The organism is Pseudomonas inefficax, assembly GCF_032164165.1.
In the GTDB taxonomy this organism is placed as follows: domain Bacteria; phylum Pseudomonadota; class Gammaproteobacteria; order Pseudomonadales; family Pseudomonadaceae; genus Aquipseudomonas; species Aquipseudomonas inefficax.
Window position 1 is genome coordinate 1,866,742 of the sequence record NZ_CP134401.1, and the last position, 26,668, is coordinate 1,893,409.

Annotated in this window: 24 protein-coding genes and 1 pseudogene; 15 read left to right on the forward strand and 10 right to left on the reverse strand. The window is 55.1% G+C overall.

What is annotated here, in order from left to right:
* Nucleotides 1-11 precede the first annotated feature (11 nt).
* From RIN61_RS08360 to RIN61_RS08375, 4 genes and pseudogenes are all read right to left on the reverse strand, one after another.
* On the reverse strand, nucleotides 12-1,043 hold the full coding sequence (locus RIN61_RS08360; protein WP_313856679.1) for a 1-aminocyclopropane-1-carboxylate deaminase/D-cysteine desulfhydrase: 1,032 nt from the start codon (nucleotides 1,041-1,043) through the stop codon (nucleotides 12-14).
* A gap of 720 nt (nucleotides 1,044-1,763) precedes the next feature.
* Nucleotides 1,764-2,103: pseudogene (locus RIN61_RS08365) on the reverse strand (aminoacyl--tRNA ligase-related protein); the annotation flags it as partial.
* Nucleotides 2,104-2,256: 153 nt separating this feature from the next.
* Nucleotides 2,257-3,195, reverse strand: coding sequence for a citrulline utilization hydrolase CtlX (gene ctlX, locus RIN61_RS08370; RefSeq protein WP_183079116.1), 939 nt, complete (start codon nucleotides 3,193-3,195; stop codon nucleotides 2,257-2,259).
* A gap of 34 nt (nucleotides 3,196-3,229) precedes the next feature.
* Nucleotides 3,230-4,282, reverse strand: a complete 1,053-nt coding sequence (locus RIN61_RS08375; RefSeq protein WP_313856682.1) for an ornithine cyclodeaminase — start codon at nucleotides 4,280-4,282, stop codon at nucleotides 3,230-3,232.
* 183 nt (nucleotides 4,283-4,465) lie between these two features.
* On the opposite strand from RIN61_RS08375, the gene RIN61_RS08380 reads away from it, so the two are divergent.
* The 3 genes from RIN61_RS08380 (at nucleotide 4,466) to RIN61_RS08390 (ending at nucleotide 6,921) form a co-directional block, all read left to right on the forward strand.
* Nucleotides 4,466-4,888 (forward strand): Lrp/AsnC family transcriptional regulator, encoded by a 423-nt coding sequence (locus RIN61_RS08380; RefSeq protein ID WP_121162200.1) that lies wholly within the window; start codon nucleotides 4,466-4,468, stop codon nucleotides 4,886-4,888.
* 370 nt (nucleotides 4,889-5,258) lie between these two features.
* Nucleotides 5,259-6,674, forward strand: a complete 1,416-nt coding sequence (locus tag RIN61_RS08385; RefSeq protein ID WP_313856687.1) for an amino acid permease — start codon at nucleotides 5,259-5,261, stop codon at nucleotides 6,672-6,674.
* A gap of 10 nt (nucleotides 6,675-6,684) precedes the next feature.
* On the forward strand, nucleotides 6,685-6,921 hold the full coding sequence (locus RIN61_RS08390) for a transcriptional regulator (RefSeq protein WP_121162202.1): 237 nt from the start codon (nucleotides 6,685-6,687) through the stop codon (nucleotides 6,919-6,921).
* Nucleotides 6,922-7,001: 80 nt separating this feature from the next.
* Here RIN61_RS08390 and RIN61_RS08395 read toward each other — a convergent pair whose 3' ends face one another.
* Nucleotides 7,002-7,979: a LysR family transcriptional regulator gene (locus tag RIN61_RS08395; protein WP_121162204.1), complete on the reverse strand. Its 978-nt coding sequence runs from the start codon at nucleotides 7,977-7,979 to the stop codon at nucleotides 7,002-7,004.
* A 154-nt stretch (nucleotides 7,980-8,133) separates the two neighbouring features.
* On the opposite strand from RIN61_RS08395, the gene RIN61_RS08400 reads away from it, so the two are divergent.
* The 10 genes from RIN61_RS08400 to kdgD all read left to right on the forward strand — a co-directional run bounded on the left by RIN61_RS08400 (nucleotide 8,134) and on the right by kdgD (nucleotide 18,408).
* Nucleotides 8,134-9,429, forward strand: coding sequence for an MFS transporter (locus RIN61_RS08400; protein WP_121162206.1), 1,296 nt, complete (start codon nucleotides 8,134-8,136; stop codon nucleotides 9,427-9,429).
* A 13-nt stretch (nucleotides 9,430-9,442) separates the two neighbouring features.
* Nucleotides 9,443-10,198: a class II aldolase/adducin family protein gene (locus tag RIN61_RS08405; protein WP_121162208.1), complete on the forward strand. Its 756-nt coding sequence runs from the start codon at nucleotides 9,443-9,445 to the stop codon at nucleotides 10,196-10,198.
* Nucleotides 10,195-11,124 (forward strand): 2-hydroxyacid dehydrogenase, encoded by a 930-nt coding sequence (locus tag RIN61_RS08410; RefSeq protein WP_121162210.1) that lies wholly within the window; start codon nucleotides 10,195-10,197, stop codon nucleotides 11,122-11,124. Before RIN61_RS08405 ends, RIN61_RS08410 begins: the two co-directional genes overlap by 4 nt.
* Nucleotides 11,125-11,152: 28 nt before the next feature.
* The gene (locus RIN61_RS08415) at nucleotides 11,153-12,379 is read left to right on the forward strand and encodes a Zn-dependent hydrolase (protein ID WP_121162212.1); all 1,227 of its coding nucleotides are present in this window, start codon (nucleotides 11,153-11,155) and stop codon (nucleotides 12,377-12,379) included.
* Between the two features lie 139 nt (nucleotides 12,380-12,518).
* Nucleotides 12,519-13,844: an MFS transporter gene (locus RIN61_RS08420; protein ID WP_121162214.1), complete on the forward strand. Its 1,326-nt coding sequence runs from the start codon at nucleotides 12,519-12,521 to the stop codon at nucleotides 13,842-13,844.
* Between the two features lie 73 nt (nucleotides 13,845-13,917).
* Nucleotides 13,918-15,225 (forward strand): OprD family porin, encoded by a 1,308-nt coding sequence (locus RIN61_RS08425; RefSeq protein ID WP_121162216.1) that lies wholly within the window; start codon nucleotides 13,918-13,920, stop codon nucleotides 15,223-15,225.
* 58 nt (nucleotides 15,226-15,283) lie between these two features.
* Nucleotides 15,284-15,673 carry a RidA family protein gene (locus tag RIN61_RS08430; RefSeq protein WP_121162218.1) on the forward strand — a complete coding sequence of 130 codons (390 nt, stop codon included), beginning with the start codon at nucleotides 15,284-15,286 and terminating at the stop codon, nucleotides 15,671-15,673.
* Complete coding sequence (locus RIN61_RS08435) at nucleotides 15,670-16,356, forward strand: RraA family protein (protein ID WP_313856697.1); 687 nt, start codon at nucleotides 15,670-15,672, stop codon at nucleotides 16,354-16,356. The genes RIN61_RS08430 and RIN61_RS08435 overlap by 4 nt, the downstream gene beginning before the upstream one ends.
* Before the next feature lie 43 nt (nucleotides 16,357-16,399).
* Nucleotides 16,400-17,253 (forward strand): IS5 family transposase gene (locus RIN61_RS08440; protein WP_121162222.1). Its coding sequence is split into 2 segments (ribosomal slippage): nucleotides 16,400-16,741 and nucleotides 16,744-17,253, totalling 852 coding nucleotides; the frame shifts between segments, so codons are not numbered across the junction.
* Nucleotides 17,254-17,496: 243 nt separating this feature from the next.
* Nucleotides 17,497-18,408 carry a 5-dehydro-4-deoxyglucarate dehydratase gene (kdgD, locus tag RIN61_RS08445; RefSeq protein WP_121162224.1) on the forward strand — a complete coding sequence of 304 codons (912 nt, stop codon included), beginning with the start codon at nucleotides 17,497-17,499 and terminating at the stop codon, nucleotides 18,406-18,408.
* A 635-nt stretch (nucleotides 18,409-19,043) separates the two neighbouring features.
* Here kdgD and RIN61_RS08450 read toward each other — a convergent pair.
* Complete coding sequence (locus RIN61_RS08450) at nucleotides 19,044-19,652, reverse strand: TetR/AcrR family transcriptional regulator (RefSeq protein ID WP_121162226.1); 609 nt, start codon at nucleotides 19,650-19,652, stop codon at nucleotides 19,044-19,046.
* Nucleotides 19,653-20,100: 448 nt separating this feature from the next.
* On the opposite strand from RIN61_RS08450, the gene RIN61_RS08455 reads away from it, so the two are divergent.
* On the forward strand, nucleotides 20,101-20,448 hold the full coding sequence (locus tag RIN61_RS08455) for a RidA family protein (RefSeq protein WP_121162227.1): 348 nt from the start codon (nucleotides 20,101-20,103) through the stop codon (nucleotides 20,446-20,448).
* 61 nt (nucleotides 20,449-20,509) lie between these two features.
* On the opposite strand, the gene RIN61_RS08460 is transcribed toward RIN61_RS08455, so the two are convergent.
* Nucleotides 20,510-21,730 carry an NAD(P)/FAD-dependent oxidoreductase gene (locus RIN61_RS08460; RefSeq protein ID WP_121162229.1) on the reverse strand — a complete coding sequence of 407 codons (1,221 nt, stop codon included), beginning with the start codon at nucleotides 21,728-21,730 and terminating at the stop codon, nucleotides 20,510-20,512.
* Between the two features lie 7 nt (nucleotides 21,731-21,737).
* Nucleotides 21,738-22,547 (reverse strand): NAD-dependent epimerase/dehydratase family protein, encoded by an 810-nt coding sequence (locus tag RIN61_RS08465; protein ID WP_121162231.1) that lies wholly within the window; start codon nucleotides 22,545-22,547, stop codon nucleotides 21,738-21,740.
* Between the two features lie 305 nt (nucleotides 22,548-22,852).
* Here RIN61_RS08465 and RIN61_RS08470 point away from each other — a divergent pair, with 305 nt between their 5' ends.
* Nucleotides 22,853-23,620 (forward strand): SDR family NAD(P)-dependent oxidoreductase, encoded by a 768-nt coding sequence (locus RIN61_RS08470; protein ID WP_147429988.1) that lies wholly within the window; start codon nucleotides 22,853-22,855, stop codon nucleotides 23,618-23,620.
* Nucleotides 23,621-23,751: 131 nt separating this feature from the next.
* On the opposite strand, the gene RIN61_RS08475 is transcribed toward RIN61_RS08470, so the two are convergent.
* Nucleotides 23,752-24,954 (reverse strand): pyridoxal phosphate-dependent aminotransferase, encoded by a 1,203-nt coding sequence (locus tag RIN61_RS08475; RefSeq protein ID WP_121162235.1) that lies wholly within the window; start codon nucleotides 24,952-24,954, stop codon nucleotides 23,752-23,754.
* Between the two features lie 67 nt (nucleotides 24,955-25,021).
* The gene (locus RIN61_RS08480; protein ID WP_121162237.1) at nucleotides 25,022-26,656 is read right to left on the reverse strand and encodes a hydantoinase B/oxoprolinase family protein; all 1,635 of its coding nucleotides are present in this window, start codon (nucleotides 26,654-26,656) and stop codon (nucleotides 25,022-25,024) included.
* Between the last annotated feature and the right edge of the window lie 12 nt (nucleotides 26,657-26,668).

The window sequence follows — 26,668 nt, forward strand, 5'->3', positions numbered from 1 at the left end:
ATTATTTTTGATTAGAGCTGGACTTGTGCCAACCGGTCAATCGCACCCCAAACTTTCTTCGCATAACTTGGGTCAAATAGAGCGTGATACCCACCGGTATGCCAGAAAACGACTGGCCCAACTAGCTCACCTTTCGCAGCCAGATCCACTATCGCTGCAACCGCTTTACCGCTATATACAGGATCGACCAGAAGCCCCTCTTTTGAGGCCAAAATATCTATAGCTTCATAGACTCCTTTTGAAGGCAAACCGTAGCCTTCACCTAGGTAGTCATATGTCAAATTGATGTCCTGCCGTTGAATTTCTACGTCTTCCCCAATGATTTTCGCCGCTCCATTTGCATAAGAGACATAGGTTCCGACTACATCTTCGTAGACATTTTCGGCAACGACCACACCACGAATTTCGGTGCTATCAGAAAATAGTTTTTTTCCAAGAGTCAGGCCCGCATGCGTTCCGCCGGAGGAGGAAGCATGGATGATGGAGCCGATAGGCCTACCCTGTGACTGCATTTGCTCCCGGACTTCTGCATAAGCCAACGCAAAGCCTAAACAGCTTCTTTCAGAAGCACAGCCAATTGGAAGTCGGTAAACACGCTCGCCTTTATATTCAAGCTCGGCCACTACCGATTCAGCATGTTTACTCAATTCCAACCAGGTAACATCACCGACAAATCTGAGGTTCGCCCCGAGCAACCCATCAAGCATCAGATTCCCCACCGGTTCATGCGGTTCTTCATGAGATAGAATCAAAGTGCATTGCAGCCCGAGCGCTGCACTCGCCGCAGCTACTGCTCGGGTAGCATTGGAAAGACGAGACCCTTCAGCGACCAAGTGCGTAGCTCCGCTGGCCAGAGCATGAGCAAGCTCTACCTCCAATTTACGTACTTTATTCCCTGCTAAACCAACGGAGCCGATATCATCACGTTTGCACCACACTTCAACCCCAATAGTGTCACTAAAACGTTCTAGTAATTGTACCGGTGGGGTGAAGCCACGGAGATCCAGTCGCTTTACATCTTGGAGAGTTTTGAGCATGGACATATAGCACCTCTTTTCTTCGGAGCTTTCATGCTGCTCCTAAGCACATAACGATGTCCTGACACCGGATATTGAAGATCTGACAAATTGCTACGATCGACGGCAATCCTCCGCTGCCACATCAGAGGTTAGGTCTCGCTATCTAGGCGGATCCATATCCCGAGCTTGGTAATGGAAGGCAGACGCTGCAGGACGGCGTCCCTGGACGGATGGTGACTCATGCCAAGGAGGGAAAAGCGAAGAGTGACATCTCACAGTCGAAGCTGAACGCGCAGGACATTATGAAGATCTTCGAATCTGCCTGCTTCGACACCAATGACCACTAGGAGCTCTCGCTGGCCAGATGCGGGCTCGCTCCATGGCTCAGGTTGAGCAACCAGCACCTCTGCTTAGCGGTAGTGCATACCTAACGCCTTGGTGGGCTGCATTTATTGGAGAGGCGTATATCGTAAATTAGGCCTCGATATTCAGAATCAGCCCGCTAGATCTCAAATTCATTTATAGCAGCGAGAGATGATCAGCGAGAAAATCCATGCTGCGATTAGAAACTGCGCCTATTGCACGTAAACGCGTGTATCGCTGCGTGGCTTCGAATCTCACGACAGAGAAGCCGTGATCATCGGCAGCTCGTACCTACACGAAAAGTCGCTCGTGGCTTCAGCGCTCAATGAAGTTTCGCCTCAGCGCCTCTAGGTACCAAGCGTGGCACTGAGGTGCTTCGTCTCAGCGAATAACGTCGATGCCTCCCATGTAGTGCCTGAGCACCTCTGGTACTACGACAGATCCATCTGACTGCTGATAATTCTCCAAGACCGCCACCAGCGTACGCCCACCGGCAAGGCCCGAACCGTTCAACGTATGCACCAGCTCCGGCTTGCCAGTCTCTGGGTTGCGCCAACGGCGCTTGTATACGGCGGGCCCGGAAGTCGCCGCAGTTGGAGCATGAGCTGATCTCGCGATACTTGTTCTAGCTACGCACCCAGACCTCCAAATCGTAGGTTTTGATGACGCTGAAACCCATATCGCTTGCGCAGAGAACCAGGACTCGATATAGCAGCTCAAGAGCTAAAGGCCCGGATACCGACGATTGTTTGTGATGGAAGGTGGCTACATGGTTGATGAGATCGGTATCAACGCGGTCAACACGCTTCAGGACTTCGACAGCCTGACGCGGTGACGAAAAAACCCACCTCGAAGGGTGGGGATTTTCACTGATCTACTTGCGAGGAGAGAGGTGAATCCCTGCGATCATGCATCGCACCGAGCCACCTGCCATTTCAATAGTAGGTACATCCAACGGCACCAGCCTGGCGGAACGCTCAATGCGAGTTCGTTGATCTTGGGTCAGGCTGTTGAAGGCCCGACGTGACAGTGCCAGGATTCGCCCATCGCGCCCCGACAGTTCGATGGCATTGCCAGCAAACTCTGCGATCTGCTTGTTGCTCAGATCGATGACTTCTCGACCGGACTCCACCAGTCGCATGCGAACCTCTTCTGCACGGGCCTTGTTCGTGAAGGTGCCAAAACCCACCAGTGCGAACTCAGTGGCTACACACATCAGAACGTTGGTGTGATAAATCGGAGCCCCCTTCTCGTCTGCAGTATCGAAGACCATTGGCTCGAAGTTGAAGTGAGTGCTAAAGCGCTCTAGGGCAATCGGGTCTGCACGGTTGGAACGGGCGGTGTAGGCCACACGAGACATGTGATCAAACACCATAGCCCCGGTGCCTTCCAGAAAAAGCTCATCCTGCTCGAGGCCGGAGTAGTCGATCACATCCTGTACCCGGTATTCCTGCTTGAGCATCTCAATCACGTCACTACGCCTTTCCCGTCGACGGTTCGGCGAGTACATGGAGTAAATAGCGATGTGGCCACCCGGGTGCGTAGAGAACCAGTTGTTCGGGAACACTGAATCTGGGGTGTCGTTGTCGCCGAAGTCATCAAATAGATGGACACGGACTCCCTCGGCCTCCAAGCGACCCACGGCCTGAGTGACCTCATCTCGAGCAATCTCGGAGACGGTGTGTGCAGCAATGTCGGGGCTTGAGCTTTGGAACGAGTTGTCAGCAGCGGTCTCCGGATTAGGGGTGAAGGCGTGCGGCCTGACCATCACCACTGCTGCAGGTGCTTGAATCGAACGAGTAGGAAGTGCCATTCAGTAATACCGATTTGGGTTGCTGATCTTAAAGTTATGCAACGCGTCGAATACGTTTTTTGGCAGAGCGGCCACGGGTGTGGCTGAACAGGTCTTTCGGATCATCTTCAACCCAGGGGACGAGATCGATTTTGGTACCGACACCACGCTTCTCGGCCTTCTCCAGGACGTAACGCAGCACCGAGTAGTCTTCCAAGGCGAAACCAACCGAGTCGAAGACGGTAACTTGCTCATCGCTCTGGCGGCCTTCCTGCTCGCCTGTCAGCACACGCCACAGATCAACGACCGTTGAGTCAGCTTCAAGCTGCTGGATGTCACCTTCTATACGAGTTTGCGGCTCATACTCAACGAAGACCCTCGCCTTCCGCAGCACGTCGGCATGCAGTTCGGTCTTACCTGGGCAGTCGCCACCGACAGCATTCAGGTGCATGCCAGGCTCCAGCATTTCCGGAGTGATGATCGTGGCATACGCTTTATCGGCAGTGACGGTAGTCACGATGTCAGCACCGCGGACTGCCTCAGCAATGCTTTGGGCCCGGGTGATTTTGAGGTCGATGTATTCCTGCAGGTTTCGAACGAGCTTGGCGGTTGCCTGAGGGTCGACGTCATATGCGACGATTTCTTGGATGCCCAGATGCTTGTGGAATGCGAGGGCCTGGAACTCGCTCTGGGCGCCGTTACCGATGAGAGCCATTTTGCGCGAATTTGGACGAGCCAGCGCTTTGGCGGCCATCAGAGATGTTGCCGCAGTACGCAGAGCTGTCGCGATGGTCAGCTCAGAAAGCAGCACTGGATACCCCGTTTGGACATCGGCCAGCACGCCAAAGGCCATCACGGTATGAAGATCTTTGAAGGTGTTAGATGGGTGACCATTCACATACTTGAACGCATATTGGCTCGTGTCAGCCACAGGCATAAGTTCGATCACCCCCACCTCGGAGTGACTGGCCACTCGAGCAGACTTATCAAACTCAGGCCAGCGCTTGAAGTCATCACGAATGACCTCTGCCAGCTCACCCAGGAAATCCACTACGCCGATATCGTTAACCAGATCGGACATTGTAGGGACATCAATAAAATGCGTCATGTTATGCACCTTGGAAGTGCGCGCGCCTCAAGCCAGTGCATGGGCGAACGCTAGTTATGATTTTTTTCGACCTCCGAAATTCTGATGAAATATTGGTGCAAATTGAAGTGTACAGGTTGCCAGATTTCGCAAGTTTCTAGACAATCTGCCCACTCTTCAAAGCAATGTGGATGGTCGGAGCTCATGGATAACACTGATCGCGAACTCATCGCGCTTCTGCGGGACAACGCACGTACCCCTGTGATGACGCTAGCTAAGAAATTGAAGGTGGCCCGTGCCACGGTTCAAAACCGACTCGCCAGGCTTGAAGAGCAAGGCATCATCATGGGCTATACCATCCGCCTCCAATCCGATGAGATAGACCGTGGGGTCAGGGCCATCACCAGCATCAGCATCAGCGGGCACCACGCTGCTGAGGTCAAGCACGCGCTGCGCGGGCATCCCAACGTTTTTGCCATACATACAACCAACGGTCGGTGGGATCTTATGGCCGAGCTCCGAGCCGATACGCTGGAGGCCTTTGACAAAGCGTTGAACACCATTCGCTCGATCCAGCACATCGAAAACACCGAAACCAGCATACTTCTATCAAGCATCAAGATGTAGTCGATGCACCCAGTTTAGCACGATGTCAGTGCAACTTGGCAGTTTGCTATGATTTTTGAGCAATGTGATAGCTATTAGCTTGTGGTATACCAATTTGTAGCGTTCCGATTGGCAACTATGACTGGCAGAATGGCGCTTCTGAACCGCAGATGCGGGATCTCACAGGGGAATGAGCACCTAGCTTGGGACTATTTTAATTACTTAGCCAGCTTGATGAAGGAACTCAATTTAGTTCATTTTTCATCGTCTGCGTATGTACCGGCCTACCCTCCGCTATGAGGGGCTCAACTTCTACAGCCCACTTAGCAATGCACCTTCTAACTTGAGGGAGGGTAACGGTTGTTCACAGAAAAAGAATAAGAGGTTATATATGCATCAGACGTGCAACTCGCAAGAAGCAAATAGCGGTGATGGCCGAGAACTCAAGCGTCGACTGCAAAATCGGCATATCCAGTTGATTGCCATCAGTGGAGCTATTGGGACAGGCCTCTTTATGGGGTCGGGAAAAATGATAGCCATGTCTGGATCTTCGATCCTACTTGTCTACGCGATCATTGGTTTCTTTGTTTTCTGCATCATGCGGGCGATGGGTGAGATGCTCCTCGCCAACCTGGAAATGGGCTCGTTTGCAGAGCTCGTCCACCACCACATGGGCCCCCGTGCCGGGTTCATCCTCGCCTGGTCGTACTGGCTGAGCTGGGTTGTCGTTGCCGTAGGCGATGTTGTGGTAGTCGCTGGTTTTCTGCAGTACTGGTTCCCCGACCTTCCTACGTGGATACCAGCCTTCGGAACCATGTTCCTGCTCGTAGCGCTCAACATGCTGGCTGTTAAAGCCTTTGGTGAGGTTGAGTTCTGGTTCGGTCTGATCAAGATTATTGCAATCGTAGCGCTGGTACTCACCGGCCTCTTCATGATTGCTACCTCTTACACCTCTCCCGATGGTGTCACTGCGACGTTCAGCCACCTGGTTGAGCCTGGGGTGATGATGCCGCATGGGATGCTCGGCTTCCTCGCGGGCTTCCAGATCGCCATCTTCTCTTTCGTGGGAACTGAGCTAATCGGCACCGCTGCAGCTGAAGCTCACAATCCCGAGAAGACGTTGCCCAAAGCGATCAACACCATCCCGCTGCGGATACTGCTGTTTTACGTGGCCGCTCTCGCATGCATCATCAGCGTGATTTCCTGGCCTCATGTGCCAGCGAACCGTAGCCCATTTGTGGAGCTATTCCTTCTGGGAGGCTTGCCTGCTGCTGCTGGGATGATCAACTTTGTAGTCATGACCTCAGCTGCCTCCTCAGCGAATAGCGGCGTTTACTCTGGCTCACGCATGCTCTACGGCCTGTCTCACAACAAACAGGCACCGCATGCCTTCGGACGCTTGTCCGGCTCGGGCACTCCAATCCGTGCACTGATGTTCTCAGGCCTGTGCATGACTATCGCGCTGACGCTGCTCTTCGTGATTCCAGATGTCATGGGTGTATTCACCTTGGTTTCGACAATCTCGGCGGTCATGGTCGTTGTCACCTGGTCGTTGATCCTGCTTTCTTACCTGGCTTACCGCAGGACAAACCCAGAAGCTCACCAGCGCTCAACCTTCAAGCTGCCTGGTGGTAAGTTCACTGCGGTGCTTTCTCTGGCCTTCCTCCTGTTCGTACTCTGCCTGCTCTCCTTAGAGGCTGATACTCGGACAGCTCTGTACATCATGCCGTTCTGGTACATCGGACTGCTGCTGGCCTATCAACGAAGCGCCAAAACGCAAGGCAATGTAGCTGTGACTGCATCGTAAGGAGGCGCTCGTGAGCTCGATAACGACAGGTATCAAACTCGACGCGCCGACCAAGGAGCGAATCAAGGAGGCCGCTGGCCTCTTGGATCGCACTCCTCACTGGTTTATGAAGAAGGCAGTGCTCTATTGGCTGGAGAGAGTTGAGTCCGGTGCCGGCGTTGCGGACATGCTAAGCGAGACCGAATTAGACAACGATGATCGATTGAACAGCGTCCTGGGCCGACAGCAATTGCTGAACGTCGACTAATGAAAATGACGACCGCAGCCAAACACTGCGGTCGTTCCATTTGGGCCCAAGAGCAGCCGCGATTGCAAAACGTGTTGGGCTCAAACCAGCGAGGCCTGGGCGAGGGAGTGCTGAAAGCTTTCCAGGAACATGGTCTCCGCCATGGTCATCCTCTGCTCTCTGTTCCAGAGCAAATGCAGATCCGCATTGACGATGCCTTCGGATGGCGGCAAACGCCATAGCAGCCCCTTCTCGACATCCTCATGGAGGAGGTGCTCGGGCATGCAGCCTACCCCGAAACCGGCAGAGACGAGCCGTTGGACTTCTTCAACGCTAGGAGAGGAAGCTACGATGCGCCCGGTGAACCCATGTTGGTCACGGAACATCGCAAGTGGCGACAGATTCCCACCCAACTGATCACTGACGAAACTCACGAAGTTCTCTCCGCGAAGCGACTCGAGGGTCACATCGCCGCGCCCGAATAAACGGTGCCGCGCACCACAGAAGAAAGCATAACGCTGGCTGATCAGCAACCGCTGTTCCAGTTTGGGCTGTGGAATTCGACACAAACCAACACCGGCTGTGGCAGTTTTCTGCAGCAGAGAGCTGATGATGTCAGCACTCCGCATGACATCGATTTCCAGCTCCACACGTGGATGTGCCTCGTGGAAATCACCGAGGAAGTCATCGTAAACCTGTGACTGAACTCGGCTGACGCTCAACAACCTCACCTTGCCAACAACTTCATCGCTTTCCTTCTCTACCGCCGCACTGATGCGTGATACGTCGCCATAAATATCGATAGCGATGCGCAGCACATCTTCTCCTGCAGCAGTCAGGTCGAAACGCGACCCACCTCTAACAACCAAAGCACAACCGAGCTGTTCCTCTAGTCGCTTGAGCGCTTGACTGACCGCCGACTGGGTCACGTGCAATCTCGCTGCTGCCCTGCTGATACTCCCCTCTTGGCCAATGGCTAGATAAGTGCGCAGCAGGTTCCAGTCCAGGCGATCGTTCAGGAATCGACGCCCCTCCCATTTATTGATCAATGCGTCAGTTCTAGAGCTTGGCGGATTCATTTGGGGGCTCATTAGTAGCATTGCTAATACGACGGATAAGATATAGCAAATTGACTAATCATAGCCCCAAGGCGATAAAACCCGAAAGCGCCAAAGAGCGCGACCGGCTTAGCTAAACCTGCCCACCTGCCTATAACTCTAAGAAGGGCCTTGCATGCACACGTCCAATCAACCACGCCGAGCGGCGGCTGCCGCATTTGTCGGTACCACCATCGAGTTCTACGACTTCTACATCTACGCCACGGCGGCTGCACTTGTGCTCGGTCAGGTGTTCTTCCCCAGCAGCAATCCATTGCTCAGCACCCTGGCGGCTTTCGGCACCTTCGCTGTGGGCTTCATCGCCCGGCCAATGGCAGGCATGGTGTTTGGCCATCTAGGCGATCGCGTGGGCCGTAAAAAAATGCTGCTGGTAACCATGGTATTGATGGGTTTGGCCACCACAGGCATCGGCCTACTACCCAGCTACGCCAGTGTAGGCATCTGGGCCCCCATCGGACTGATTGCCCTGCGGATTGTCCAGGGGATCTCCGTAGGTGGTGAGTGGGGTGGTGCCGTCCTGATGGCCAGCGAGCATGCGCCGGCCAAACGCAAAGTGTTCTATGCCTCGTTCGCTCAGCTCGGCAGCCCGGCTGGTCTGCTGCTCGCGCTGATCGCATTCCGCCTGGTGTCTTCCTTGGAGCCCGAAGAGTTCCTGAGCTGGGGTTGGCGTCTGCCGTTCCTGGCCAGCGGCGTCCTGATGCTGGCTGGCCTGGCTATCCGCTTCGGCGTCGAGGAAAGCCCTGAATTCCAAGCCGCCAAGGCCAAGCAAGAGGTCGTCAAATACCCGGTGCTTGAAGTGGTACGTGACTGCTGGAGGCAGATCCTGTTTGCCGCTCTCGCGGTAACGATCGGCTCCGCCGGCTTCTTCTTCACGAACACCTTCATGATCACCTACGTCACCACCTACCAGGGTATCCCTCGAGCAACCATCCTCGACTGCCTGTTCCTGGTGACCATCCTGCAGTTCCTGACCCAGCCACTGGCCGCGCTGCTGGCTGAACGCATTGGCGAAGGTCGCTTCCTCAAGCTGGTAGCCCTGCTGTGCATGGTCGTGCCCTACCCCATGTTCATGCTGGTCGGCACCCAAAACCTGGTGTTGATGACAGCCGGCATCGCTATGGCAGTGGTCACACTCTCGGCACTGTATGCGGTGATCGCCGGCTACATGACACAGGCCTTCCCTGCTCACCTACGCTACTCCGGAATCTCCCTGGCCTACCAGTTGATTTGCGCAATCGCCGGGGGCAGCACGCCGATCATCGGCACGTTGCTGGCCGACCGCTTCGCCGGCCAGTGGCTGCCACTCGCCGTGTTCTTCACCACGCTCTCCACGCTTTCCTTGATCGGCGTCTGTGGTCTCTCTCGCCTGCGTGGCGAGCAGCAGCAACCCACCCCCGTCATCGCTCGTTAAATCAGGAGTTTTCATGAGCAAGCCGCACAACATTAGCGATGTCGAATGGCAGGCACGCTGCGAACTGGCCGCGCTGTACCGGATGGTTGCGCACTTCCGCATGACCGATTTGATCGACACCCACATCACCCTGCGTATTCCTGGGCCTGAGCATCACTTCCTGATCAACCAGTACGGAGTGATCTTTGACCGGATGCGCGCCAGTGATCTGGTACGCATCGACCAACATGGCAATGTGGTTGACCAGGCCTTTGGCGAACGTCGGGTGAACGCGGCTGGCTTCGTGATCCACTCAGCAATCCACATGGCACGCCCAGACATGCACTGCGTGATCCACACCCATACTGCCGCAGGCATTGCGGTGTCAGCTCAGGAAAACGGCTTGTTACCGATTAGCCAGCATGCGCTGAAGTTCTACGAAAAGCTGGCCTACCACCAGTATGAAGGCATCGCCCTGTCATTGGACGAACGCGAGCGCCTCGTTGCCGACCTCGGTACCCACAAAGCAATGATCCTGCGAAACCACGGCCTGCTGGCCGGCGGCGCCAGTGTTGCCGAGGCCTTCCATGAGATTCACTTCCTGGAGCGCGCCTGCCAGGCGCAAGTACAGGCATTGGCCGGCGGCAGCAAACTCATCTACCCCAGCGAAGAAGTCTGCCGCCACACCGCCGCGCAGTTCCAACGCGACGAGTCAGCGCAAATCATCAGCCTGAGCTGGAACGCCGCCCTGACCTTGATCGAACACCAACGCGAGTCGTACTGTTCATGAAACCGCTGGTACTGCTTTCAACTGACCAGGCACTTTTGGGCCAACTGCAGTCTGCCTTCGCTCGCAGTGCTCCCCAGCTACGCGTAGTGCTGGCCAACGATCCCGCAGCCCAGGAGGCACAGGTAGCCGCATGCTGGTTCCCTCCCGTAGGCAGCCTCAGCGCATTACCCAATCTGAAGCTGATCCACTCGGTGGCTGCAGGTGTTGATCACCTGGCCAACGACCCGAGCCAGCCAGCATTGCCAGTGTGCAGAGTCGTAGACCCAGCTCACCGCCAAGGCATGGCGGAGTATGTTCGCTGGGCGGTCATCCACTACCACCGGGACTTCGACCGAGCACTTGCCCAACAGAAGCAACAGGTATGGCAACGTCATCCTCAACGCCTCGCTGGTGAATACCACATCGGCGTCATGGGGCTCGGCTCCCTTGGAGGTGCCATTGCCTGCGAGTTGGCCGAGGCTGGATATGCTGTCCGAGGTTGGTCGAGGAGTGCCAGACAGCTGAGCGGCGTGCGCACATTCTCAGGCCCAGCGGAGTTCGATCAGTTCCTGGATGGTCTCGACCTGTTGATCAACCTGCTGCCATTGACCGATGCCACTCGCGGCATCCTCTGCCAGAAGACCTTTGAAGCCTTGGCGCCAAACGCGGCAGTGATCAACTGCGGACGAGGGCAGCACCTGCAGGTGGATGACCTGATCAACGCCGTCAACGGTGGCCGACTGCGCGGTGCGCTTCTCGATGTGTTCGAGAAAGAGCCGCTGCCATTGGACAGCCGCCTCTGGAACACGCCGGGAATCGTCGTCACACCCCACATGGCCTCATGCGCTTCCCACGACTGTATCGCCCAGCAAGTTGCCGAGAACGCTCGGCGTCTGGCCTGTGCTGAACCACTCCTGAACCAAGTAGACCCCGCGCTCGGATACTGATCCCACCGCCTGTTTGAGGATTCACATCATGCATACATGCAATGGCACACGGCTGTGGGACAGCCTCATGGACATGGCCAAGGTCGGCCCAACCGCCAAAGGCGGCAACTGCCGCTTGGCACTGTCGAAAGAAGACCGAGACGGACGCGAGCTGTTCGCATGCTGGTGCCGCGAGGCCGGAATGAGCATCCATGTTGATGCCATCGGAAACCTATTCGCGCGCCTGCCAGGTCGCAATGACGCCCTGCCTCCTGTGGTCATGGGCAGCCATTTGGACACCCAACCGAAGGGCGGTCGCTTCGATGGCATCTACGGCGTGCTTGCCGGCCTGGAAGTGGTACGCAGCCTTAAGGACAAAGGCCTGCAGCTCGAGCGCCCATTGGAAATCGCGGTCTGGACGAACGAAGAAGGCGCTCGTTTCACTCCTGCCATGCTCGGATCGGCGGTGTTCACGGGCGAGCTGCCCCTCGAGCAAGCGCTGTCCAGCCTCGATGCTGAAGGCGTCAGCGTTGCCGAAGCGTTGGAACAAACCGGCTACGCAGGTGAGCTTCCCCTGGGCCGTGAGTTCGACGCGTACTTCGAAGCGCACATCGAGCAAGGCCCAATCCTGGAGGACGCCGGCCTGCCCGTAGGATTGGTCACGGGTGGACAAGCGATTTGCTGGCTAGACATCGAGATCAGTGGCCAAGCCGCTCACGCAGGCACCACGCCAATGCCCTTGCGACGCGACTCCCTGTTCGGCGTAGGTGAAATGATCACCTCACTGGAGCAACTGTCACGCGACTTCGCACCCAAAGGTCTCGTTACCGTTGGCCAATTGCAGATCGCCCGCTCTTCCCGCAACACCATCCCTGGCCACGTGGCATTCACTCTCGACCTTCGCCATCACGAAGACGCCGCCATCGCTGACATGGAAGCCCGCGCCCGGGCACTCATCGACCAGATCGCCACCAAGCGTGGTTTGGAGGTTCAGATCAACCGCCACTGGCTGAGCCCGGCCACGCCTTTCGATCCGGCCTGCATCGATGCAGTACGCAAAGCCATCGAAGGCCTGGGCTATCCGTACCAGCCAATCGTCAGCGGCGCCGGCCATGATGCGATTCATCTGGCCCGCCACTGCCCAACCACCATGGTGTTCATCCCCTGCGTCGGCGGCCTGAGCCATAACGAAGCCGAAGACGCCTTGCCCAACGACGTGACCATGGGCTGCGACGTACTGCTCAACGCCGTGCTGACCCGCGCCGACAGACGCTGACTTAACCAGATCCACCCAGGCGCCCAGCCAATTCAAGAAAGCTGGGCCCACGGGAACGCTTTACCCAAAAACAAGAAATAGCCGCTCCGCCTTCAGCTGCCAATAACAACCAGAACCCATCTTTCGGGAGAAAATGGCAATGACCAGCCCTGCGTACACCGAGGTTGCCAGCGCGCAACCACAACGCACCGCCGACATGAAAAAAGTCGCGGTCGCCAGTGTGATCGGCACCACCGTTGAGTGGTATGACCTGTTCCTCTTCGCCACGGCCTCGGCCCTGGTATTCAACAAGATCTTCTTCCCAGGCTTTGATCCCCTGGTAGGCACCCTCCTCGCTTTCGGCACCTTTGCTTCAGCCTATGGCGCCCGGATGATCGGCGCCGCGCTTTTCGGTCACTTCGGTGACCGCCTGGGCCGAAAGTCGATGCTGCTCATCTCGTTGCTGACCATGGGTGCGGCCACCTTCGCCATCGGCCTGTTGCCGAGCTATGAGTCGGTCGGCATCTGGGCACCGATCATGCTGCTTACACTGCGCATCATCCAGGGCCTGGCTCTGGGCGGAGAATGGGGCGGCGCCGTGCTGATGGCGGTGGAACATGCGCCAAAGCATCAACGCGGACTCTACGGCTCGTGGGTTCAGATCGGCGTACCGGCAGGGACGATGCTGGCCAACCTCGTGTTCCTGATGTTCGCCACCACGCTGACCAACGAGCAGCTGCTGGATTGGGGCTGGCGTGTGCCGTTCCTGCTCAGCGTTCTGCTGATCGGATTGGGCTTGTACATCCGCCTCAACATCCATGAGACACCGTCGTTCAAAGCGGTGGAGAACAAAGGCAGCCAAGTCAAAGTGCCGCTGTTCGAGGTGTTCCGCAAATACTGGAAGCAGGTAGTCCTGGGTGGTGTGGCAACCATGTCCACTGGCACCTCCTACAACCTCATCGTGGCCTTCGGCCTGACCTACGGCACTCAGACCTTGGGCTTCACACGTGGCGAAATGCTCACGGTAGTGCTGGTTTCCTGCGCTGCCTGTATCGCTATGCTGCCGTTCTTCGGCGCCCTCTCCGACAAGGTTGGCCGCAAGCCGATCATCATCGGCGGGATCATCGCCGAGGCACTCGTGGCCTTCCCGATGTTCTGGCTGATGGATTCCAAAGCTCTCGGCCTGGCGTTCGCCGGTTACATGCTGATGATGACGGCATTCGCGGCCAACTACGGCCCCATCGCCACATTCCTCGCGGAGTTGTTCGGCACTCGAGTTCGTTACTCGGGCCTGTCGATCAGCTACATGCTTTCCGGCCTGCTCGGAAGCGCCGCAACGCCTCTGGTTACCACCGCATTGCTGTCGTGGACTGGCAAAGGCTCATCGATTGCCTGGTACATGATCGGCTCAGCCGTTGTTTCTCTGATCGCGCTGCTCCTACTCACTGAGACCTTCAAACGGGATATCGACCAAGCACGGCAGTAATTCCGGGCTGAACGCCCGAGTTTCTCTCGCCAACCAGGCGAGTGTTTCCTACTTCCGTTTGAAGAGTTTCCAGATGAATAAATACCTGATGAGTGCAGGCGTTTTCGCCTTGTCCCCCTTTGCACAAGCCGATCTGGTGGGCGACAGCCATGCGAACCTTGGCCTGCGCAATTTCTACTTCAACAACGACTTTCGCGATCAGGCCGGCAGCCTGGGCCAGAGCAATACCGAAGAGTGGGCCCAAGCCTTCGTTCTCGACTTCAAATCCGGCTTTACTGATGGGCCAATTGGGGTCGGCCTGGATGCACTGGGTTTGATGGGCGCGACGCTAGATAGCGGCGATGGTCGCCACCGAGGCAGCAGCATGATTCCAGATGACGGCTCGGGAGCAGCTCAACAGTGGGGCCGCCTGGGCCTGACACCCAAGCTGAAAGTCGCCAACACCGAACTGCGATACGGCACGCTGATGCCCAAGCTGCCGGTACTGACCTACAACGATGGGCGCCTGCTGCCCCAGACGTTCGAGGGGGCCCAGATCACCTCAACCGACCTGGATGGCCTGACCCTTACCGGCGGGCGCCTCAACCGTGCTACGGGCCGTGCCTCCAGTGACCGTACTGGATTGGCCGTAGCCGGCGGCAGCCGTGAGAGCGACCAGTTCCTGTTCGCGGGTGGCGACTACCGGATCGGCAAGCAACTTACGGCGCAATACTACGTTGCCAATCTTGAGGACTATTACACCCAGCACTTCGTAGGCCTAACCCACACGCTTGCGCTATCCGAAGGCCAATCGCTGCGGACTGACCTGCGCTACTTCCGTACCTTCGCCGATGGAGCCAACGACTCTGCTGCTGGTCGCGCAAGTGGATACCGCGTGGGCGGTTACACCGAGGACGGTGACGGCAAGATCGATAACCATACCTGGAGTGCCGCGCTGACCTATTCCGTCCAGGGCCACGCGCTCATGGCCGGCTATCAGGCGGTGTCGGATGGAAGCAACTTCGTCCAGCCGAACCAGGGTTCCCTCAGCGGCAAGGGCGCAGGCGGTGCCAGTGTCTACCTCTACACCGACCGGATGCTCGCGAGCTTCAACCGAGCGGGCGAGCGTACCGCGTTCGTCCAGTACAGCTACGACTTCACCGCTGCCGGCATACCCGGCCTGAAGTTTTCCCTGATGTACCTGAAGGGTGACGACATCCGCACCACCAGCGGAAATGACGCGAGCGAATGGGAGCGAGATATAGGCCTGGACTATGTCGTGCAGGACGGCGCGCTCAAAGGCCTCGGCCTGGCTTGGCGCCACGGGTTGCTGCACTCCGAGATCGACCCCAACCAAGAACAGAACCGACTCATCGTCAGCTACACCCTGGCGCTTTTCTGATCTCTGACCCAGTGCTGCCGGCGATCCGGCGGCACACTTTCGCTTCAAGGAGTTATCAATGAAACGCATCCACCGTGCCCCAGGCACCATCAGCCCAGTGGGCCCCTACTCCCAAGCCGTGGTCAGCGGCCACCTTGTGTTCACCGCCGGCCAGATCCCATCGCTGGGCAGCCTGGAAGAACAACCCGAAAGCTTCAAAGACCAGGTGAGGCAGACCTTCGCCAACCTGGCCGCGATCCTCGAAGCGGCGGGTTCCAGCCTTTCCCACATCGTCAAGATGAACGCCTACCTGACAGACCCCGATCAACTGGTGCCCTTCAACGAGGTGTACAAGGAAATCCTTGGCCATGCGCCACCTGCACGCACCACGGTATGTGTACAGCTTTGGGAAGTCAGCTTGGAAATTGACTGCATCGCCGAGCTAATCGAAATGGAGCGATCGCAATGAATGAACAATCATTGACTGCGAAGCTTCGTGAGGTCAGTTTCGCTACCCTAGGCCATTTTCTGGAGAACGGATTCGTCAACTATGCCATCCGTGCGATGGTGCCTGGCGGTCGCATCGTAGGACGCGCTGTAACCCTGCGTGTTGCCCAAGCAGATGCCTGCGCAGTCAACCAGGCCCTGATTAGTTTACACCCTGGCGATGTGCTAGTGATTGACATGGCCGACGACCATGACCACGCCTGTATCGGTGCAGTAACGCAATTTGCGGCCCGATGTGCCGGTGCTGCGGGGATCGTAGTCGATGGCGTAGTAACTGACCTGAATGAGTTGCGTGCATGCCAACTGCCGGTCTTCGCTCGGGGCACGACTCAACTCACCACCAAACTGGTAGGAGAAGACAAAAGCGCATACAACGTTCCAGTGTCCTGTGGAGGGATTGTCGTAAACCCAGGTGACATGGTGCTAGCAGATGATAATGGAGTGTTGGTGCTACCTGCGGAAGATTTGACTGATGTGGTGGACAGAGCGCTGGCATCGGATCTTGCAGAACCTGATCTGCTTGCACGCCTGAGCAGCGGACAAAAACTGTCTGATGTACTGAATACATCAGGAGCAGGAGTGAAACACCACACTAGGCTCTGTACGAAATCCCGACAAACCCAATCGCCACCCCTCGAACGCTGAGTTTCTGTAGAGTCCCACGCCATCGATGGAAAGGAATTCTGTGATGGCAAAGCGTTACGAACTCTCGGACGAGGCCTGGGATGTGGTCTCCGATCTCTTCATCGAAACTCATGGTCGAGGGAGGCCACGCCTGAACGACCGGCTGATGCTCGATGGCGTGCTTTGGGTGCTTTGTTCAGGCGCTGCGGGGCGAGATATGCCGGAACGCTTCGGCCCATGGTCAACGGTCTATCAGCAGTTCCGGGGTTGGCGAAACCAGGGCACGTTCGATCAGAAGCTCAAACGCTTGCATCTGAGATTGAATGAGCAAGGCCTGATCGATCTGCAAACCTGGATGATCGACTCAACCGCTGTATGCGCAACCCGAGCCTCTTCTGGTGCCGGGAAAAAAGGGGGCCTGACGAGCCTGCCGATCACGCTTTAGGCAGCCGTGGCGGACTGACAACCAACATCCATATGCGCTGCAACGCCAACGGGACACCGTTGCGCTTCCTCCTCTCTGGCGGTCAAGCCAGTGACATCAGCTATGCCCAGCCATTGCTGGACGAGGTCAGCATGCCATCGAGCCAAAATGGCCGCCCGCGCAAGCGCTGCAAATGGTTGCTTGCCGACAAGGGCTACAACGCCGAGGCACTTCGCCGCTACTGCGACCAATACCGAATGCAGCCCGTCATCCCGCTGCGCTCGATGAAGCGCAAGCCCAAGCCAGGCTTACCCAGACTGTTTGATCGGCCCAAATACCGACAGCGCAATATCATCGAACGCATGTTTGGCTGGCTGAAAGAGAATCGCCGCATCGTCACACGCTTCGACAAGCTCGCGAAAAGCTATGCCGCCATGGTCTCTATGGCTTATTCCACGCGGTGTTTGCGACATCTCTTCTCGTACAGAGCCTAAAACCAAACGCTGCGTAATCACGCCACCAGTCAGTTAGATCCGCCAGAGCAACACCTTCGTGCCACTGGAGCCGACCGGCACAGCGCCATCAGGCTGGAGGCACATAGCCCCCTCCCTCCTCGACCCGGGCGAAGCGACAGAGATCGCACACAGATAGGCATGGTATTATCACAACAACTGCGGTAACGTATCTCTTGCACACAGTGATTCAACCTCCACTCGACAAGCAGGATAGGCACTCCAATGAACCCGATCGAACTGCAATCAATTCTGAATCATGGCTTGTTGTCGTTTCCCGTTACGGACTTCGATGCGCAAGGCGATTTCAACCAAACTGGTTACATCAAGCGCCTTGAGTGGCTTGCCCCTTACGGAGCCACCGCACTGTTTGCCGCTGGCGGTACGGGTGAGTTTTTCTCACTGGCGGCCAGCGAATACAGCCAAGTGATTAAAACCGCTGTCGAAACCTGTGCTGGTTCAGTCCCAATCCTCGCTGGCGTGGGCGGTTCTACCCGACAAGCTATCGAATATGCCCAAGAGGCAGAGAGGCTAGGTGCCAAAGGGCTGTTGTTGCTACCGCATTACCTCACTGAGGCAGCACAGGATGGTGTGGCAGCTCACGTTGAGTCTGTGTGCAAATCGGTAAAAATCGGCGTTGTTGTATACAACCGCAATGTCTGCCGCCTAAATGCCGTACAGCTTGAGCACCTGTCTGAGCGCTGCCCGAACCTGATTGGCTATAAAGATGGTTTAGGAGACATTGAACTGATGGTGTCGATACGCCGCCGGCTTGGCGAACGCTTCAGCTACCTGGGGGGACTGCCCACCGCTGAAGTATACGCTGCAGCGTATAAAGCGTTGGGTGTGCCTGTATACTCGTCAGCGGTGTTTAACTTTATTCCCAAAACAGCAATGGATTTTTACCACGCAATTGCTAACGATGATCACACAACTGTCGCCAAATTAATCGACGACTTCTTCCTTCCGTACCTAAGCATTCGCAACCGGAAGCCGGGGTACGCCGTAAGCATCGTCAAGGCGGGAGCAAAAATCGCCGGCTACGATGCAGGCCCGGTACGCACCCCATTGACTGACCTCAGCGCTGACGAATGCGAGATGCTTGCAGTGTTGATGAACAAATTGGGCCCGCAATAATACTAGAAAGACGGCTATCGGCGGTAGGCTTCACCGCCGATAGCTAATTTCTACCAAACGCACCCACGTCTTATGAAACATAATTATGGCCAGCCTCACACAGGGTAGCGTGTGGGTCTTACTATTAAGCGTACAAAATACGTTGAAATCAGGAGCAGATTACGTAGTCGGCGTAACTCTCCAGCAGAGTCCAGCTTCTCGCAAAGTGGGAGAATCGGCATGCAGCGCGTGGATTCACCGAGATGGCAGCCAGTATGTAGCAGGCAGCAGCGCAGATACAAGATCCTTAAGACACTTGTCGTTCAGGAGGCTGCTGATTGATTGCAAGGCATCTTGGACATCCTACGCCCCACGCAAGGCGCTGAGGAGATTCACCAGGTGGAAGCCACATCCAGTGTAAGTACCACGCCCAAGCTGAACAACAGACAGATAACAAATACAACTCCGAACGCCATAATGATCCCACAGATCCAAACCCCTGCCCTGGAAAAGATCTGGAACACAATGTAACACCAGCGGGTGAAGCGCTGGCAATAAACACATGATTGATAACTCATCACTGAATTGCGCCCCAAATTAAGCATCCTAGCTTGGCGTGACGTGCATTAGTATGAGATGCCCAGTAGACCAAAAATCTACCGAGAGGCTGCCGAGCTCCCGGCAGCAATGACTGCTCCGTGAATTATGCACACACCGTAACTAACTAATTTATCTGGAGCCAAACCGCTTTTCTGATAACTTTGAATCGGCAATGCGTGAAGCATACCAATTATACAAGTAGTCAAGGTCTCTAAAAGCGAGACTGAAATATTGTTACACTTTGGATGACGCAGAATCAATTGACTCAAACAAGCCACGTAACCGGCTTGCAGCTCCCCGATACGTAGCCTTTGGGTTTCAGAAAGATTTGGCGCCTCCCTGTTCCACAAATCAAGACTTTTCCACTCCGCCGTACAAACAGAAACATAAGTCTCAACAAACTTTCGCAGCTTGCCTTCAAACGTCTTTTCTTTTGAAATTTGATAAACAGACTCGGTCACCAAGTCATCTACTGCCTCTTCAATGATTTCGAAGAGAAGATCCTGCTTGCTACGTATATGACTATACAAGGAGCCAGCATGGATACCCACTTGGCTAGCGAGATCGCGCATGCTTGTCGACTGGAAACCATTCGCGCTGAAAAGATCCAAAGCCGCATTGCGAAGCCTCTCCTGCATAGAAGGCAATTGTTCAATCGATCCCATTTTATGAACGCCCGGAACTCTTATTTATTAACAAGACACTTCAACTGACGTGCCAACACTCAGCACCACAGCAGAAATATGTGCTTAGGGTTCAAATGGCTGTCACAGCCTGTAAGACGTCAAGATAGACGCCTCCATGGCAGCAGCACGGGCACAGGAGCAACCAAATTTAGCTTCCCTTTCGGAAGGGAAACACTCCATCTATGTGATAGCGACCACGCCTCCAGAGGGCTAATCGCGCGGAAAGCTTGAGAAATCATATCTGATCCACCATGTCTGATGACTCGTGATCCAATGCAGCCCGGCACCGATGATCCTAGTTAACTCCTGTTAAGCCACGAAGTCAATAGGTGATCATATCTATTCTAAACCACATCGAGATAATGATATGCTCATTGACGGGGGCGCACACGCGTCATCTGATCACATACTTAGCTAAGGACGTACCATGAGTGACATTCAGCGCTATGACTTCGACACCCGCATCCACCACGCCGTCAAACACAATGGTGTGGTTTACTTGACAGGTCAGGTCGGCACCCCAGGTGAGTCGGCTACCCAACAGACCTTGGAAGTGTTGAACAAGATCGATCGCCTACTGGCACAGGCTGGCACAGATAAATCCAAGATTTTGAGTGCAATCCTCTGGCTGGATGATCTGCGTGATTTTGACGAAGTGAATAAAGTCTGGGATGCATGGGTTGATAAGGAAAACGCACCAGCCCGATCGACTGGCCAAGCGCGTATGGCCAAGTCTGGCATGCTCGTTGAAATTATCATCACTGCAGCAGCATAACTACAGTAATTTAAGGTATAAAAAAGAGCGCCATTAGGCGCTCTTTTTATACCAGCTGATATTAGATCACTGCCTTTTCCAAGAAAGGCTCATTCCGCGCAACCCGGCCGTACCCCAGCGGCGAAAGATCCAAGGTCTTAAACTGGCCGTAGATCAGGAGCTCACTCAATGCCCTTCCGACAGCAGGGGACTGCTGTAATCCGTGACCGCTGAAACCGTTTGCAAAGTAGAAGTTTTTCACTTCATCGTGCGGGCCAACAATTGCGTTGTGATCCAGGACGTTGTAGTCGTAATGCCCAGCCCAACAGTTTTCCTGACGAATCGCTTCGAATTGAGGGATACGATGAGCCATGTTAGGCCAGATCTGCTCCTCGAACTCGTTATAGGCGACGTCATGATCCGTCGGTGAAACGGCTACATCTGGATCGGGAACTCCACCCGAGAGGAACATTGAGCCTTCAGGACGACAGAAGACCCCGGATGGGTCAATGACGTTTGGCATTTTTTGAGTAATAGGCGTGGGACAGGAGAAAATGAAAATACTGCGTCGACGCGGCTCAACAGGAATCGACAGACCCGCCCAATCTGCCACGGTAGGCCCAAAACTTCCTGCAGCGTTCACTACTGCTCCGCACTCGATAATCTCTCCGGTTTTTAGCTTCACACCTTCAATCCGATCACCATTCCGAACCAAGCCAACCGCTTCGTTGTTGACATACTCCATACCCAAGGAGCGCGCGCGACGACGGAAGCCTTGGAGGAGGCCATAACTGTCAAACCATCCCTCGCCTGTACGGCCCCAGCTCCCACCAGCTAAGTCATCCACATTGATAAACGGGAAACGCGCCTTGATTTCGGCAGGGGTCAAAAGCACAGTATCAGCGCCATTCTCCTGCTGAACCTGTGTGTTCTCCCGTATGACGTCAAGCCCTGCCTCTGTTGCCAGGAAAAGGTAGCCATTCTCGTGGAAGCCGATGTCTGGGGCCTCGCCGTCTACTTCAACGTTATTATGGAAATCCCGAATGAATTCGACGCCGAATTGGGAGATTTTCACATTGATTGGATTAGAATATTGCTGACGGATAGCACTGGTCGAAAGCGTAGTGGCACAAAACTGGTACTGGGAATCTTTTTCGATAACCAGCACCGACCCCTTGAAATCAGGGTTCATGGCCAGCCAGTAAGCGGTTGAACTCCCACTCACTGCACCACCAATTATTACCACATCATAATGATTTTGCCGGGGCTGCGTCGAGAGCGGGCCAAGTGTTGAAATTCTCATGGGAAGCTCACTTATCCTCAAAATGGCCAGCGGCCACGAACGCGCCGCCCTGGTAGGTGATGACAGTATCATCGTACGGTGGTTTAGTTACACTGGATTCAAGCTTTGAGCGAAAATCTTCAGCATTGTCCTTAGGCTTATAACCCAAATAGCCGACTTTACTGTTATCCCAGAAGCTTTGATCATTATTGGAGCAGCCGAAGACTATAGTGTGGTCGACCTTCGGAACGATCAAGCAACGTTCGATTAGATGCTTCAAGTCGCTGTAGCTGAGCCAAGTCGACAGCATTCGCCAATCGCTCGGCTCAGGAAAACTGGAACCAATTCGAATGGTTACACTTTCAATACCAAACTTGTCAAAGTAGTACTGAGCAAGTCCTTCGCCAAAGACTTTGGAGACTCCGTAAAGGCTGTCGGGGCGAGTAACGCAGTCGGTCTGAAGGACATCAGTGCGCTTATGGTAGCCAACGGCATGAACTGAGCTGCCCCAGATAATACGCTTGACATTATTCAAGCGAGCAGCTTCATAGACGTTATACATGCCTTTGATGTTGCCTTGAAGAATGCTTTCAAAGGTATTTTCCTTCGAGATTCCCCCCATGTGGATGATCGCATCTACATCCCGAGTTGCCTCAAGCACCTTGGAGAAATCGGCAAGATCTAGAGTTGCCATCTCTTCTTTCGGGTCAGCCAGCTCGATTGGACGAAGATGGCTGAGCCTCAGATGATTGCAGCGCTCCCGCAGAAATGGCCGCAGCTGGCTACCCAGCCCGCCAGCAGCCCCGGTCAACAGGATTCGATTGCACAAGATGGCCATACCAGGTCTCTCCATTGCTTATAGGTATCCCCAGAAGGGGCGCGACACCCGCCTTGGTCAGGCCCCGCGTGTGCGTGTCGCGTTCATAGTGAACATATGACATAGCCAGTGATTCGTCAATAAGGTAGTATCACTAACGCGTGATCTTATCTTTAGATCTACGCGGATCTGATGAATGGGCTTGGTATTGAGGTGGCCCCTCACAAGCGACCAGCCTTCTTCTCTGGGCTGACCGCCTTGCCTGGGCCTGAGGCACTCTGTGCGTGGCGCTTTCCGGTGTACGCACTCAACTCGGAGGTCAATGCGTGAAACGTCCGATGACAGTAATAATTGGTGGCACCTCAAATTTGGGTAAGGCTCTCAGCCTCAGATTTGCTGAGGGCGGAGGTACAGTGATCGTAGCCAGCGAGGAGGTTGAGGCGGGATTGAAGCTAGCAGATCGCATCTCTGCTCGTGGAGGACAGGGTGTGTATGTTCACTACGAACCCACCGAGGAATCCATAAGGGCTTTGATATCAAGGTGCAAGGAGCTCGGTGGCATACCCGATTGCGTCGTGACATGTCCCGCAGCAGAGAAGAAGGTACCTTCCAAAAACCCACTGGCAGAAGCACTCAGGCCCTGGACAATATCCTATGAGAGCTCAGCATTGGCCAGCCGCGCGCTGGCGGAAGAAATGAAATATGTGGGAAGAGGTTCGATACTAAATTTAGGATCTCTGGAAACCTTAATACCCCAACCCTTCACCATCAGCGATAAAAACCAAAGCATCTTTTCACTTAGCCAGATGCTAGCTATTGATTACGGACAATTTGGCATTAGAGTGAACAGCATCGCACCAGGATGCGCGCTGTCCGAGATGCTAAGAAGCCAGGTGGAGCAAGCCTGGATGAATCCCAAGGCTCGCTTGATGTCACCCCCATTGCGCGCGGTGGTGAAACCTGAGCATGTTGCTGAAGCGGCCTTTTTTTTATGTTCCGAAAAAGCTATGACCATCACAGGAGTGATGCTGCCAGTCGATGCAGGGTGGCTGCTGCAGGTCGCTCAGACCGCCCAGATTGCCGCCGCCAAATAAAAAAGGCAGCACCCACGGGTGCTGCCAAACAATCAGCGGCCGGGATCCTCAGAACCTAGAACTACCTGCCTGTAGCCCCTGTTCTTAGAAAGTCCTTCTTCAGATCACTACCTAGTGCCCTTGCCGGTGATTCAAACTAGGGACGCAACCATTTTTGCCAGACGGTCGCAAGCTCCAATCAGCTCCTCATCTGAAGCTGCAATGGAGAGACGAATAAAGCCGGGAGAGGCAAATGCTTCGCCAGGAACGCTGGAAAGACCAAAACTCTCCAGCAAGTAACCTGCAACTGCGCTATCAGTATTAAGAAGATCGCCCGCTGGGGTTCGACGGCCAATCAATTTTGAAACACCAATAAACGCGTAGAAAGCTCCCGCAGGCGCAACAAATTCCAATTCAGGAATGTTAGCCAGCCCCCTAGTGACAATTTGAGCTCTGTGCTTGAACTTTGCAGCAGCGGCGTCAACAAATGATTGATCACCATTGAGTGCTGCTACCGCTGCCGCTTGCGCCACTCCACACACAGAAGTAACGGTCTGGGATTGCATCTTATTGAGGCTTGAAATAAGCCCCTTCGGCCCTGCAGCGTAACCTACTCGCCACCCGGTCATGGCATAGGCTTTGGACACCCCGTTAACAATGAGCGTACGATCACGCAATTCTGGACAAGCTTCACCAAACGAGACGAAAGGCTGTTCGCCTAGAATGATGTGTTCGTAGATCTCATCAGAAAGTACAAGCACATTAGGGTGGTCGACGAGCACATCACCCAAGGCTTGATACTCTTCACGTGAGTAAATTGCGCCCGTTGGATTGGATGGCGAATTGAACATAACCCAGCGCGTACGCGATGTCAGCGCACCGCTCAAAACTTCAGGGGTGATTTTGAATCCAGCCTCGGAGCCGCACTGGATGTACACAGGCTTACCGCCATTCAAGGCGACGATGTCACCATAGGAAACCCAGCACGGAGCAGGAATGATTACTTCATCACCGGGCTCAAGTGTTGCTAAGAACGCGTCAAACAAGATCTGCTTGGCACCATTAGCGACGGTAATTTCATCTAGACCATAAACGAGATTGTTGTCTCGCTTAAACTTGTCTGCGATAGCTTTCCGAATCGCCTCCGTCCCGGCAGAAGCGCCATAACGAATGCGACCCTCACGCACAGCAGCGGAGGCAGCCTCACCTACATGCTGAGGTGGCTCGAAATCAGGCTCACCAAGGGAAAGATCGATAATGTCTCGACCTTGAGCCCGAAGAGCTTTTGCTGCCATCGCGATTGCCATGCTGGGGGATGCCTTGATACCGGCGGCCTTACGGTTCTCGTAATTCATCTGGAAACACTCCACGTTCAGATGATACCGGAGGCCCTAAGCTGGCCCCCGGCATCTGCGAGCAAGATCAGCCGAGGTAGTCGAAATCAGCATCCATCTGAGCCAATTCCGGGCTGCGCTTGGAGGCCGGGCCGTACCCACCACCACCAGGAAGTTCAAGGATCAAACGACGTCCCGCAGGAACGTATTGGCGACCTTTGGCGGCCAACTGAGTACCGTCATCGAGTCGCACCGAACCCGGCGCACCATCCTCCCCACCCTCTCGACCACGTGGAGCGTTCTTGACACGATCAAACATCGCGTTGAAGTACAGCTCATGACCAGCCTTAGGAGAGATTTCCACGACTTGACCAAGGCCGCCACGGAACTGCCCTGCGCCACCCGAGCCGTTCCGCAGCTCTTTACGCCAGAAGATAACCGGGCCCACGTGCTCCGTTGCCTCGATCGACATGGACTGAACGCCACTAGGGAAAGCAGTAGCGCTAGGGCCATCCAATTCAGGTCGAGCCCCCATACCACCGCTGTTGAAGAGCAGTACTTCTGCACGCTGACCACCATCCGATGGTGCCTGAGCGCCTTGGAGAGGACGCGCGCTAATATGCAGGTTCCACAGAGCACCTGCGCCCTCTGCAGGTACTACGCCAGGCAGCATTTTGTGGATTGCACCAAGCACAGCATCCGGCACCAAGTGACCCAGAACATGGCGTACCGATACAGGAGCTGGACGCTGCGCATTCAGGATGCAATCAGTCGGAGCGACGATGCGGAAGGGCTTCAGAGAAGCATGGTTGTTCGGAATCTCAGGCGCAATTGCACATTTGATCGCATAGCAGGCATAGGCTGCCGAATAGATCAGCGGGCAGTTAATTCCCTTGGGGCTAGGGCCTGAGGTACCGGCGAAATCAGCAGTAATATGATCGCCCTCTACCTCCAACCGCACAGCGATATCGATCGGAGCATCATAGCCGTCGACACGCATCAAGTTGTCATAGCTACCCTTGGGCAGCTTCGCCAGACATTCCACGGTTGCATCGTAGCTTCGCTTGAAAATGAAGTCTGCGAGAGACTCAAGATCAGACAGAGCGAATTCGTCCATCATCTCCATCAAGCGGCGATGGCCGATTTCGTTACAGGCAGCAAGTGAGTAAATGTCGCCCACAACCTGGTCGTTTTCGCGAACGTTGTTGCGGATGATATTGATGAGGTCACGATTCACAACACCACGATCAGCGAACTTCATGATCGGGATGAAAATGCCCTCTTCGTAGAGTTCATTCGCGTCAGGGCCAAAACCACGACCACCCACGTCTACTACGTGCGCGGTACAGGCGAGGTAGCCCACGAGCTCCCCACCACGGAAGCTTGGCGAAACAACCGTGAAGTCATGCAGATGGCCAGTGCCTTTCCAAGGGTCGTTGGTGATATAGACGTCACCCTCGTGAATACTCTCGACGCCGATGTCACGAATGAAGTGGCCTACCGACTCAGCCATGGCATTAACGTGCCCTGGGGTGCCAGTGACCGCCTGGGCGATCATTTCACCTGCACGATTGAACACGCCTGCAGAAAGGTCGCCGGATTCACGAACGCTGGTACTGAAGGCAGTACGGATGAGCGTGAGCGCTTGTTCTTCCACGACGGAAATCAGGCGGTTCCACATGATCTGCTGATGTACTTCAGAGAGATTGGCAATATTAGTCATGATAACGCTCCC